Annotated in this window: 9 protein-coding genes, 1 tRNA gene and 1 pseudogene; 2 read left to right on the top strand and 9 right to left on the bottom strand. The window is 51.8% G+C overall.

Going from position 1 to position 13238, the window contains the following annotated elements:
- Positions 1 to 75: 75 nt before the first annotated feature.
- The 7 genes from JQN59_RS00370 to JQN59_RS00340 form a co-directional block, all read right to left on the bottom strand.
- Positions 76 to 927 (bottom strand): class II fructose-bisphosphate aldolase, encoded by an 852-nt coding sequence (locus JQN59_RS00370; protein WP_136391343.1) that lies wholly within the window; start codon positions 925 to 927, stop codon positions 76 to 78.
- An 11-nt stretch (positions 928 to 938) separates the two neighbouring features.
- Positions 939 to 2030 (bottom strand): PTS fructose transporter subunit IIC, encoded by a 1092-nt coding sequence (locus JQN59_RS00365; protein WP_003827232.1) that lies wholly within the window; start codon positions 2028 to 2030, stop codon positions 939 to 941.
- A 26-nt stretch (positions 2031 to 2056) separates the two neighbouring features.
- The gene (locus JQN59_RS00360; protein WP_003827230.1) at positions 2057 to 2377 is read right to left on the bottom strand and encodes a PTS fructose transporter subunit IIB; all 321 of its coding nucleotides are present in this window, start codon (positions 2375 to 2377) and stop codon (positions 2057 to 2059) included.
- 19 nt (positions 2378 to 2396) lie between these two features.
- The gene (locus JQN59_RS00355) at positions 2397 to 2867 is read right to left on the bottom strand and encodes a PTS sugar transporter subunit IIA (RefSeq protein ID WP_128316420.1); all 471 of its coding nucleotides are present in this window, start codon (positions 2865 to 2867) and stop codon (positions 2397 to 2399) included.
- A gap of 26 nt (positions 2868 to 2893) precedes the next feature.
- Positions 2894 to 4447 (bottom strand): BglG family transcription antiterminator, encoded by a 1554-nt coding sequence (locus JQN59_RS00350; protein WP_048215284.1) that lies wholly within the window; start codon positions 4445 to 4447, stop codon positions 2894 to 2896.
- A gap of 456 nt (positions 4448 to 4903) precedes the next feature.
- The gene (gene yicI, locus JQN59_RS00345; RefSeq protein WP_149607902.1) at positions 4904 to 7222 is read right to left on the bottom strand and encodes an alpha-xylosidase; all 2319 of its coding nucleotides are present in this window, start codon (positions 7220 to 7222) and stop codon (positions 4904 to 4906) included.
- 10 nt (positions 7223 to 7232) lie between these two features.
- Positions 7233 to 8615 (bottom strand): glycoside-pentoside-hexuronide family transporter, encoded by a 1383-nt coding sequence (locus JQN59_RS00340; RefSeq protein ID WP_048215282.1) that lies wholly within the window; start codon positions 8613 to 8615, stop codon positions 7233 to 7235.
- 290 nt (positions 8616 to 8905) lie between these two features.
- Here JQN59_RS00340 and JQN59_RS00335 point away from each other — a divergent pair.
- Positions 8906 to 9000: transfer RNA gene (locus JQN59_RS00335), tRNA-Sec, on the top strand.
- 106 nt (positions 9001 to 9106) lie between these two features.
- Positions 9107 to 9259: pseudogene (locus tag JQN59_RS27205) on the top strand (SymE family type I addiction module toxin); the annotation flags it as partial.
- 137 nt (positions 9260 to 9396) lie between these two features.
- Here the strand turns inward: JQN59_RS27205 and misL are convergent.
- The gene (gene misL, locus JQN59_RS00330; protein WP_149607903.1) at positions 9397 to 12201 is read right to left on the bottom strand and encodes an intestinal colonization autotransporter adhesin MisL; all 2805 of its coding nucleotides are present in this window, start codon (positions 12199 to 12201) and stop codon (positions 9397 to 9399) included.
- Between the two features lie 74 nt (positions 12202 to 12275).
- Entirely contained in the window at positions 12276 to 12893 is a 618-nt protein-coding gene (locus JQN59_RS00325) for a helix-turn-helix transcriptional regulator (protein ID WP_149607904.1), read from the bottom strand.
- Positions 12894 to 13238 lie beyond the last annotated feature (345 nt).

Below are 13238 nucleotides of genomic sequence, written 5' to 3'. Positions count from 1 at the left end.
TTCTCCAGTTTCAGGGTGTAGAAAGCCCTGCCAGTGCGTCATCGCAGAGGCATAGAAGGCGTTACAGAAAATGAATCAGGCTTTGCCGATAGCGCCGCTGGCCTGCAGGTATGGAATAATGGCTTCCTCGCAGGCCTGTTCCATCAGGGCCAGGGCATCAACGAGTTCACCGGATGTGTCGCGACACAGGGTATGCAGTAGCGCAGCCTTTCCGGCTTCGAAAACCGCCGCACCAACGTTTATCTTGGCGACACCAAACATCGGGCAGCGCTGTAGCTGGTCAAACGGCGTCCCGCTGCCGCCATGCAGCGCCAGCGGCACCGTTGATAACCGGGCTATTTCCTCCAGCCGCTGGAAATCAATAGCAGGAGTGATGCCCGGCGCGTACATGCCGTGTGCCGTACCCACCGACACCGCCAGCAAATCGATCCCGGTCTGTTGGATGAAGGGTTCCACGTCGGCGGCCTGGGTCATCAAATCAGCGTTAGCGGCGTGGTCATAGCACGGAGCATCGGCCAAATGACCCAGCTCGCCTTCCACGCACAGAGAAAAGCTGGCTGCAAGCTCAACCACCGCCCGGGTCTGGCGGATGTTCTCCTCCAGCGCAAAGGCGGAGGCGTCGATCATTAAGCCGCTGAATCCGGCGCGAAAAGCCTGGCGAATGCGTACAGGATCTTTTCCATGATCCAGCGCCAGCGCGACCGGTACCGAGGCTTCCTCTGCCAGCGTTTTGACCACCGCCGCCGCTATCGGGGCTGGAAAATGCTCCAGATGCCCCTGATACAAATTCAGAATGATGGGCGCACGGTGTTCCTCCGCCACTCGCACCGCTGCGCGGGCGCTTTCCAGGTTCATACAGTTGATGGCCAGCAGCGCGTACTGCTCGCGCCAGGCTTTGGTCACCATGCTTTTCATATCGGCAAACATACGGCCTCCGGTTATTCCAGGGTGAAGGTGATTTCTTCGTCTTTCAGCTTTTGATCGCTGAGTTCGTCAAACTCTTCATCACGCTCGGTTACCGGTTTCTTCCACAGCGACAGCATGACGCCGCAAATCACCGTACCGATCCCCAGCGCCAGGCAAAACAGCAGCGGATGCGTAAAGAGCGGAACCACAAACATGCCGCCGTGCGGTACCGGGCTTTCGACACCCCACACCATAATCAGGCCACCCGCAATCGCCGAGGCCACCACGCAGGAGCCCACTACGCGCAGCAGGTCGCGCGCCGCAATCGGAATAACCCCTTCGGTAATCATGCAGATCCCCATCGGGAATGCGGCCTTCAGCGCCTCACGTTCCGCACGGGTGTACTTGTGACGCGTCAGCAGGAAAGAGAGCGTAATGCCAAATGGAGGGATCATCGAACCAACAAACTTCACCGCTTCCGGACCGTACACGCCGCTGACCAGCATGCCGTCAGCAAACAGCGACATGGTTTTATTCACTGGCCCACCGAAGTCGAATGTCGCCATCGCACCGAGGATAGCGCCCATCAGAAAGCGGGATCCGCCCTGCATGGACTCCAGCAGATGAATCAACGCGTCCTGCAGCCAGGCAATCGGCTTGCCAATCAGCGTCATCATCAACAGGCCGCCGATAACGGTACTCAGTACCGGCAGCACCATGATGGGCATCAACCCCTGCATCGACTGCGGCAAACGGATATAGCGCTTGAGCAGCAGGACGGTATAACCGACCAGAAATCCGCCCAGCATCCCGCCGATAAAACCGGTATGAATTTCTCCGCAGACGAAGCCGACAATCAGGCCCGGCGCGAATCCCGGACGGTCAGCAATTGAGTACGCAATCGCCGCACTAATCAGCGGTACGATTAACCCCATCCCCCAGCCGCCAATCTGGTTGAGCATCCAGGGAATGGTTCCTGTTTTTTCACCGACGTTAGTGCCGCCAAGTATTTGCCCGAGAGCAATACAGATCCCGGCGGCGACAATTAACGGGATCATCCACGAAATTCCCGTTAATAAATGTTTTTTTATTTCCTGAGATAGCGGAATTTTATTTTCACTCATGTGAAACCCCTCCAGAATGAGGATCGCTACTGGTTATTATTAACTAATGATTTTTCGACCTTTTCAAGAAACTGAATGGGCGATTTTATGACGATTTCAGTTTTTACTCGAACAATGCGTTTGTTTGAAAATCGCTCCTCCCCTTTTATTTTTACATCGACAGCAAGAATTACGACATCAGCCGCAGAAATATCCTCTGTCAGCAGTTCGTTTTCTGTGCCAATGGTGCCCTGGGTTTCAACCTTTATATTATGACCAAGCGCTTTGGCACCTTTAATTAACTTCTCACGGGCAATATAGGTGTGCGCAATACCCGCCGTACAGGCGGCAACACAAACAATATTCATAACATGCTCCACATTTTATTTAGCAGACATTGGATTCAGCATATTGGCTAAAAAGCTCAATAATTTTTTGTGGACTACTTTCAACTAATAGTTGTTCAATAATGTCGTCATCTGCCAACGCGCCAGCAACCTGCGAAAGCAGACGAATATGGGTGGTGTTTTGATCTTCAAGACGTACGGCAAACAGAATAATGCACCGTACATTGCTGCCATCCAGGGTTTCCCAGGGAATATCCTCGCGGGTACGCCCAATCGCCAGCGTGGTATTGACCACCGCCGAGGATTTCCCGTGCGGGATCGCAATATGGTTTTCGAAGCCGGTCGAGCCTTCTGACTCACGTTGCCAGACATCCTGAATAAACGTTTCGCGACAGCTAATTGCTCCATCTTTTTGCAGAATATCCGTCAGTTCCTCAATAGCCTCCGTTTTGCTTGTAGCCTTCATGTCCAAAATAACGCGATTTGTATTGAGTATTTTCGTGATGTCCATCAATCATACCTCATGGAGTTCAGACATTAATTTTCAACGACCAGCGACGTCGCCCGATGTAATTTTTCCGTAATAACCGTTTCTGTTACCCGCTTAATATCCGCATCATTGAAGAAGGCAGTGACATACACGACCGGCATGGCAACCGCGGGTAAATTAATCGTCGATACCACCAGTTCAATATCGTCCGTCAGTACAGAGGGCAGGCTGCCTGCCGACACCACGCCGACGATAGTCCAGTCCGGAAAGGCGCGCAGAATACGGCTTTTGAGTAAGTGAGAAGTGCCGATACCCGTTGAACAGACCAGTAGTACGCGTTTACGCGCTATCTGACGCTCCATTGCGGCCTGAAAATGCACGGTTAAATATCCCACTTCATCTTCCGACACGGCCCGCTCGCCCCAACCGCTAAACACCCGATTCACCGCACACTGGGTCAGACGCCACACGTCCTGCAACTCGCCTTTGATATCCTCCAGCAGCGGATTACGAATGCGGATCTGGTAGTTCAGTCGGTTAATCAGCGGCTTAATGTGGATCAGCAATCCGTCATACAGCGCCGTGTCCTGGCTAAGATCGCTGTCGACCATCTCGGCGAAGGTGGCAATCAACCGATGGGTAATCAAACGCGCTTCGTCGCTGGAGTGCATATGGCCAATCACACTCACGTCATTATGCTCTTCAATCACCACACCCGAGGAGATAATGTATTGATATATAAACCAGACTTCGTCTTCCGGCAGCGGGTGGGCAATGCGTTTTTCGATATGCTGAATCATGCGACTGGCAATGGAAAATATGTTCTCATCACAGGTAGAGATGCTCTCTTCTTTTCTCGGAAGCGCATTGCCCCGCGTGATGCGGTACATCATGATCAGAATATGGGTAAAGATATTGACGTAATAAGGCTCGCCGAGCGACCAGCACAGGTCGTTCTCCATTTCCTGCAATAACGTCTGGACAAATAAAACGTCTTCTTCGCCAAAGTAATGCACTAACGCTTTATAACTGCCCGGATCCAGGCGTGAATAAATCACGCTGCCGGGTTCATTATGGTTAATCACACCGTTAATCAACGATGCCATCGCCTGGCGCACACCGCTCTCGCTGCCTTCGATGTGCGTGCCGCTCTGACTGCGAATCAACGACAGGCCCAGTGGGGTAATCCAGGATTCAATTACTTTCAGATCGTTAACAATCGATGCGCTACTAATAAAATAACGTTCGGATAATTTACTGATCGACGTTTCATGCGGCGTTTCGCTTAATAATTGTGAGGCTATCTTGACTCGCCGTGAATTATTCATCATGCCGTCAGCATCATCACCCTCCGTTCCTAATAACTGGTCCATATATAAAAGGTCTGTAATATTATCAGCACTTAATATCACCCCAGCACCAGCACGTTTATCGATGGCTATTTTCCATTCTGATAACCATGGTTCCAGTAAGCGCAGATCGCGCTGCACAGTTTTCTCTGAAACAGATAAATATTCGGCAATTTTCAGCAGCGTGACATATTCCTTCTTAGATAGAAGAAATTTTAATAATCTGTTTTGTCGCGAGGTAATCATTTGCATTATTTACCCTTATTACATACCAGATTAAATATCTATACCCGTCATACTTCAAGCTGCATGTGCGTTGGCTTTCCTCGCTCACCCCAGTCACGTACTTATGTACATTCAGGGGATTCGCTGCGTCGCCGCCTTCCTGCAACTCGAATTATTTAGGTTATAAAGAAGCATTTATGCTCCACGTGTAATCCGTGATGATAAATATAAGAGGACTACGATGCGCCAACAATACTAAATCGTGTCCTGTATTCCGGACAGAAATAAGACAAAAACGAGAAATAGTGAGATATTTACGGCGCAGATCACATTTTTCGCGGGATTCAGAGTGATATCGCTCGCAAATATGGGGAGATAAAAATTTAATTCAGGATGTTTTGGATTTTCAGATCTGGAATGCTGCTCGCAGCGTGGGCCGGATAAAACGCATTGCATCGCCATCCAGCCCACGTTGAGATTTACTTACAGGGTAATCGTCAGCATATCCGCATCCGGCGTGACAACCGTTCCCCACTCACTGCCCACAGATGAGCCGCCCTTCACGCCGCTAACCTGCGTAATATTACGCAGACACAGCGTCCAGTTACGCGCTTCGCCACTTCCTTGCACGGTGATGGTATTACCCGTGCGCGTCGCCTTCAGCGTGAAGATAACCGAACCGTCAGCCGCCGGGACTTCACAAATCGCCTCCCGACCCTCCTGCAGATGGAACAGCTGGAACGCCGTCCGTTCGTGCCAGGCGTAGTCCGGCTTCTGGTTATTGCAGCCCAGCGCCAGCAGTGTATTGTCGCGCACATAAACCGGCAGACTCAGGAAGTCATGCTGCTGCTTATGCCAGCGGCTGCCCGCCACCTCGTCGTTACGCCACAGATGCGTCCAGTTCCCTTCCGGCAGATAGAACTGCACATCACCCGCCTCGCTAAACACCGGCGCAACCATCACGCTATCGCCCAGCATGTACTGGCGGTCGAGATAATCACATGCCGGATCGTCCGGGAACTCCAGCATCATTGCGCGCATCATCGGTGTTCCGAGCTCATTGGCGCGCGCTGCTTCGCGATACAGGTACGGCATCATGCGGCATTTCTGCTCAGTGAAGTAGCGCACCACATCGCAGGATTCATCATCGTACGCCCATGGCACACGGTAGGATTTACTACCGTGCAGGCGGCTGTGGCTGGAGAGCAGCCCAAACGCACACCAGCGCTTGTAGACGTGCGCCGGGGCGGTATTCTCAAAGCCGCCAATATCGTGACTCCAGAAGCCAAAGCCGGACAGGCCGATGGACAAGCCGCCACGCAGGCTTTCGGCCATTGATTCATAGTTGGCGTAGCAGTCGCCGCCCCAGTGCACCGGGAACTGTTGCGCACCCACTGAGGCCGAACGGGCGAACAGCACTGCCTCTTCTTCACCGACGGTCTCTTTCAGCACGTTCCATACCAGTTCGTTGTAGATGTACGCATAATGGTTGTGCATTTTCTGCGGATCGGCACCGTCAAACCACTGAACGTCAGTAGGAATGCGTTCACCAAAGTCAGTTTTGAAGCAATCAACGCCGATATCCACCAGACCTTTCAACTTGTTGGCATACCACTCGCAGGCTTCAGGATTGGTAAAGTCATAAATCGCCAGGCCCGGCTGCCATTTATCCCATTGCCACAGGGAGCCGTCCGGGCGCTTGAGCAGATAACCTTTCTCTTTCAGTTCATTGAACAGCGGGGATTTCTGGCCGATATAGGGGTTTATCCATACGCAGACCTTCAGCCCTTTATCTTTCAGGCGGCGGATCATACCTTCCGGGTCAGGGAAGGTCACCGGATCCCACTCAAAGTCGCACCACTGGAAGGCTTTCATCCAGAAGCAGTCGAAATGGAAGACGTGCAGCGGCAGATTGCGCTCGGCCATCCCGTCGATAAAACTGTTCACCGTCGCTTCATCGTAATTAGTGGTGAACGATGTAGTCAGCCACAAACCGAATGACCAGGCTGGCGGCAGCGCCGGACGACCGGTAAAGCGGGTATAGCGATCCAGCACCGCTTTCGGCGTAGGGCCGTCGATGACGAAATATTCCAGATACTCGCTTTCAACGCTGAACTGCACTTTTGACACTTTCTCAGAGCCAATTTCAAACGACACGCACTGCGGATGGTTTACCAGTACGCCGTAACCACGGTTGGTGAGATAAAACGGGATGTTCTTGTAAGACTGCTCGGTACTGGTGCCGCCATCGCGGTTCCATGTTTCCACCGTCTGGCCGTTACGTACCAGCGCAGTAAAGCGCTCACCCAGACCGTACACCGTTTCGCCAACGCCCAGATCCAGGCGTTCAAACATATAGTTTTTCCCGCTGTTGGTGTCCTGCACGTAGCCGTTATTTTTCAGCTGGCTGCCGGTAATACGTTCGCCGCTACGCAGGAAATCCAGCGACCAGAACTCGCCTTTAGTGACCCGCACGCTCAAATTACCGCTTTTCAGTTCGGCAAATTCAGCGGTGTTTTGTATCTCTACGTTGACGTCCTGCAGCACGTTCAGCGGATAGTGCGGACCGTTATCTAACGCGCCCTGGAAGTGTTCCATACGCACCCCAACCACGCCTTCCTGCGGCGAGAAAAAGCGCAGGGTGAAGAGTGGAGTATCCAGTTGCCAGGTACGTTCACGCACATCGCGCGGCGCAACGTAGACAATCATCTCGTTACCCTGCTGTTCGACCTCGAATACCTGAATCGGGTGAGTTAAATTCAGGCCAGGCTGCGTCAGCCAGTTTCCGTCGCTAATTTTCATCGTTGGTTCCTTAGTTCTGTAATTCTTTCGTCGAAAAATCCTGCTGATTGCGGTGCGCACCCTGAGCCAGCTGACTCATGATTTCCGTCAGATACGGCGTTTTCAGGGTATAAAAGCGTTTGGCAATCACGGCACTCAACAGGTAACAAATAGCCGGGACAATCGTGAACAATGCGATAATGATGCTAATGGTGGCGCTGTTCTGGGTTTTCGCTGCGGCATCGTAACCGCCGCCCGCCAGCATCCAGCCGATCATCGCCCCGCCGAGCGCCAGACCCAGCTTGAGCACGAACAGCGTGCCCGCGAAGCTGATCCCCGTCAGACGTTTTCCGTTACACCACTCGCCGTAATCAACGGTGTCGGACATCATCACCCACTGGATTGGCGTCACGAGCTGATGCAGTACGCCAATCACGAAGATGAAGGCGAACATGGTGAGGTTGGCGTGCATCGGCACGAAGAACATTGCCAGACTGACGACCGCCAGCAGGGCGTTCGTCCACCAGAAGACGCTGACTTTGCATTTCCAGTCAGTCAGCGGTTTTGCCAGCGCAGAGCCGATAAGATTGCCGACGCAATAGGTGGTGAGGAAGGCGACAAACACTTCCGGGGTACCCAGAATCCAGGTGACGTAATACATCATCGCCCCGCCGCGAACGCAGACGGCAAGGATGTTGAGGATGGTCAGCAGGCCGACGATACGCCATTGGTCGTTCTGCCAGATGTCGCGCAGGTCTTCACGCATTGAGTTGCTGCTCGGCGGCGCTTCCACACGTTCTTTGGTAGTAAAGAAGCAAAACGCCAGCATCAGGAACGCCACAACCGAAAGCACGGCAATCCCGCCCTGGAAGCCCAGCGCTTTATTTTCACCGCCAATCAGATTCACCAGCGGCATCATCAGCACGGTGGAGAGCATGCCGCCCGCCGTCGCCAGCACAAAGCGCCATGACTGCAGGGAGATACGCTGCGTTGGGTCATTGGTTATCACACCGCCCAGCGCGCAGTAGGGAATATTCACCACGGTATAAAGCAGGGTCAGCAGCGTGTAGGTGATTGCGGCATAAATCATTTTGCCGTGCAGGCTGAGATCCGGCGTGCTGTAGGCGAGCACACAGACCAGACCAAATGGCAGAGCACCAAACAGCACCCATGGGCGGAATTTCCCCCAGCGTGAACGGGTGCGGTCGGCGAGCAGTCCCATGCAAGGGTCTGAGATAGCATCCAGCGCGCGAGCCAGTAAGAACATCGTGCCGACAAAACCGGCCGGGATACCAAAAATATCGGTATAGAAGAACATCATATATAACATAACGTTATCAAAGATGATGTGGCTGGCAGCATCGCCCATGCCGTAGCCAATCTTCTCTTTAACGGACAAAATCTCACTTTTCATTACGCATCCTTGTTAGCACTTTCACACGCACTGATACCGGTTACAGTTCTTGTAAACCATCCCTGTGAGCGCGGGTATTCCGATATCTCGTTATCAAATTACGATTCTTGTTTTCTGTGATCAGAGTAGCGTCAAAAAATGTGTCTAAGTGTAAGTAATGGATTTTGCGGGGATTTATTTGAAACTGGTCATGGTATGGAGAAACGGAAGTTAAAAAAGTGAGTGAGGGGGTGTGGAAACGTTTGGAAGTAGCTATAATGCGCCCCGCCTCCATGTAGCAATCGAGGCGCGGAAGATCGTCATCTCCGGTGAGGTGGCTGGACTTCAAATCCAGTTGGGGCCGCCAGCGGTCCCGGGCAGGTTCGACTCCTGTGATCTTCCGCCAAAGTTCCTATCTTATTCCAGTCATTTGCCATATATTCTCTGCTCAAAAGGCTTTCATGATTCTCGTCCGAAATTATCCTTTCCGGCAGGTAACTACGCGCAGTTGGTTTGATACCGGGCAACAGATTAGCGTAAAAGTGATGAACGGCTGTATCGTCCTGATGGTCTATGGCGAACAGTAGCAACGATTGCAGGATGAGCTGAAAGAGGCCAATCAGAAGCTGAATAGAATTGAGAGCACGCTGGCGACTCTTCAGTGAAGCAAGGCTGAACCTGCAAGCATTACTTACAGCTTAACCAGGTGCCGGATGGCGCTTGCGCTTATCCGGCCTACGATTCCCCCAAAAAACAAAGCCGCCGATCGATTATTCAGCGGCTTTCTATTACCTGTGATGCATCAGAAGTTATATTTCACCCCGAGCATACCGCGGGTATCGCTGTAGCCTTTGTCGCCAACCTGTTGGGCCACGTTGCTCCACACGTTGAGTCGCGGAGTGATTTGACCTTCAACGCCGACTTTCAGCTCGCCGATGTTTTTGGTGCCGCGCATGTCGTTGCTAACATCGTCCATCTTCACGCTGGTCGTCTGTGTGTTGTGGATCCAGTTGGCTTCAACAAACGGCTGGAACTCGCGAGATTTACCGTCGTCGATGGCGTTGTGACCATTAATAAAGGCTTTCACGCCCAGACGGGTCATCAGGTTGCCATCGGTGTTGTCCTTCACGCGGGTACCGTTCGCTTCGCGGTGACTGTCGGCTTGCACGTCCATCCATACCACCTGCGCTTTCGGTTGCAGCCAGTAGCTGTTGCGCTCGCTTTCACCCAGTTTGAAACTGTAACCGGCTTCAACCGAAGCGGTTATCCCGCTGGATTTGTATTTCTCTGCTGCCTGCTCCTGGCCCATCACTTTGTTATCAAACCAGTTATACAGCGCCCAGGTATCTACGTAGGTGCCGGTCTTGTCGGCGTCATTGGCATACCATGTGCCGTACAACCCCACGCTGTAACCGGTGACCTGGCCACGTGAATGGTAGCCGGTCAGGCTGGACTGCGTGCGGTTCTGGCTGTTGGCATAACCGGCCATCGCGCCGAGGTGCCAGCGGTCAAGACCGTCGCTACTCCACTGCGCCAGGTCGCCGCCTAGCTGCATCACATAGCTGTTGCTTTGGGTTTTCAACTGCCCGCTACCGTCTTTGAAGCGGGTATGCGCCCCAACGTTACGCATCCACAGGCTGGTAACTTTCTTCTCGCCTGTCAGCATATCGACGTACTGCGTTTCACCCAGACGATCGTGCAGTCGGGTCATAAACAGCGTGTTAGCCGCATAGTTGTTCGCCAGATAACTGCCTGCTTCCGGACGGTATTGCTGCTCAGTGACAGGAGGCGCAACAGGTTCTTCCGGCTCAGGGATAATCGGGTCTACAGGATCGACCGGGTCTGGATCAATAGGGTCAACCGGGTCCGGATCAACAGGGTCAGGGTCATGCGGATCGACGGGGTCCGGGTCTTCCGGATCCGGCGGAGCAGGAATAAAGCTGGTCAGATACCAATTACTGCCTTTCTGCACCACGTTATAGTCGTACGCTCCGGCAACAATACGGCCCGCTTTCTCAAAAGTACCGTCAGAATTACCGGCCACTTCGATGATCTCAATACCTTCAATGGTCTGCGCCCCGGTTCCGCCAATGTTATTCACCGCCACAAACGCATTACCCGCAGTGTTGCCGAGCACTTTCAGCTTGTCGGTTTCGGAGGTATCGTCATTCAGGACAGTATTGAAAACCAGTTTGCCGCCGTTCCCGGTAAAATCTTCATTGATGGTAAGCGTCTGCCACGGTTCGCCGTCAGCATGCCCAAAGTTCACCACTGACCCGCCGTTCAGCGTCAGGTCGGTGAGCGTTGAGCTGTTAGTCATGTTCCAGGTCGCGTCGCTCATTTGCAGCGAGATAACGCCCGTCCCGGCAGTGGCGCTGGTGATGTATGACGCCCCGCTCCACAACGAGTTGTCGGTCATGTTGAGCTTAATGGTACTGTTTTGCTGCGGCAGGCTGCTGGTTGCAGCAGTCGCGCCAGCGGCATGAAGATCGCCGTCGATAAGAAAACGCCCGCCAGTAGAACCGTCTACGATGCCGCCCGTTTCAGTGCTGATGGCATAACTTTCGTTGCTATGATCGCCCGCCATGGTAATGGCGGCACCGCCTGCCAGGTTTATCGCCCCGCGTGAAGTCGCATACAGGCCGCGTGGCGCTTTGCTGTATGACGCCGCTTTCGCCGAACTGTTCACGTTGATCGTTGCGTTTTCACCGAGATTCACGGTCGCGTTGGTGGAATAAACCGCATGTGCGCTGACGCCGTTGACCGTAATCGTCGCGTTGTTGCCCAGTTCCGTTTTGGACGATGAGGCGGCATAAATCCCCGTTGAAGAAGCACCCGAAGTCTCAATGGTGGCGTCATTGCCAAGCAGTATCGAGGAACCGCTCTGCCCGGTGCGAAGACCCTCTGAACTGTCACCTGTCGTCACAATGTGTGCCCGATCGCCGACCACAATTGTATTTTTGGCCTGCGTGGCGTCTTTCATCGCGTTTGCTGTGATACCACGTCCCTGGGAACCGGTGGTTTGAATATACAGATCGTCGCCGACGTAAATGCTGGCCGAGCCCTTCCAACCCTGGCTATAGGAGTTGTAACCTGCGTTAATACCGTCACCATCCTGACCGTCCACATAAATACTGGTGCGATCCCCGGTGATGATAAAGACCGGGTTATCCGGCGTATTGGCCCCGTGCGTGCGGATACCGTCAACATCTTTACCATTATTGGCGGCATTCTTCGACTGCGTGCGAATCGTCAGGTCATCCCCAAAAATAACGCCCGGACTACCCGTTGTACTGTTCTGAATAACGGTAACAGAGTGCTCAAAAGCTTCAGCGCCGGGTCCATTAATCGTTAATCCATTGCCATAAACGGGAATCGTGCCCGCACTCCATTGATAAACATAATTCGGCATGGCGCTGGTTTTAGCGAAACTGGCATTTGCCTGCGCTGGAATTATTGCCTGCAATTCCGGGGGCAGACTGCTAACCAGTCCGGTGGAGGGTAGACTATCAACGTCAACCCATGCCGCTTGAGCTGAAAATACCATAGAGGTTAATGCGGCTGAAACCGCTATGGCAATACGAGAATAAGATTTGGGATTTGGCATATTAGCCTCCTGCTTTCAGGCGTAGAGCGTCCACCACATCGCAAGGATGTGAAATAATAAAATTCAAAAAAACGTTATAAAATATTCGACAATATTTGATGAATACTATGGCCTAACTTATCTTCAAGCCTGAGCTTGTAGACATATATTTTCTTAATATCGATATTATCTATTTTGGTAATTTGCTGAATACTTTTCCCTGACACAAAACGCTTCAGTAATATCATTTCAGTATAGTTAAGTGAGCGTCCACGTTTGCTGTTAGCGAGATGACCAGTAAAGAGTCGCCTAATTTTCTGATGTTGAACTTCGTCATCATCATCAGAATATATAATCCCTTGTATTTTATTGCTTTTGGACAGCCAGTAGTTGGCTAACGGCGCCAGGTTCCTGTCTGCTATCAACACAATATGCATACCGCTGTAGGCAAACCGGTCAACCCATTGCGGGTCGGCAAACAAGCGCAGATTCGGGAAAGAAAAGTCCACAAAAATAAACCCACGCGACAAATGGTTTTGATTATTAAGAAGAAGCTTTTCAATAATTCCTTTTTGCAGAAAACCATTTCCCTCAGGCCAGATCGCAAAAGCGGCACGGTGGCAGTAACTGGCGCGAACCGCAGTATCCGGAAATAATTGACAGGATAATTCACAGCTTATGCAACGAACAGTCTGTGACGGTGATCTCTTCATCAAAAATGACTCCTGTTATTTTTCCATAAATATTTCATTGGTAAATAAATGTGTCAATCCAACACGTTGTACGTTCCTTGTCAGTTAATAACAGTGGCGCTAATAAAATGTAATAAACTCCTGATGCACTAATATGTATGGGCTGTGAGTAATACGATTGCGCTAAGCTTATTTACGCTTTATCTCAGAATAACAACCTATGCTTTAGGAATTTTATGCATAAATTCAGACTCTAAGATAAACAGTAAAAAAGCACTATTTGCTAAAAAACAACCTGCATAAAAGTTACTTACTAATTACGTAATTCTGATAACTCAATCACCCTTGTCATGTTGTGGACAAATA

It is taken from the genome of Citrobacter sp. B72 (genome assembly GCF_016894305.1).
Lineage (GTDB): Bacteria > Pseudomonadota > Gammaproteobacteria > Enterobacterales > Enterobacteriaceae > Citrobacter > Citrobacter portucalensis.
The sequence above is the reverse complement of the archived record's forward strand: the minus strand, read 5'-3'. Positions and strand labels throughout refer to the sequence as shown.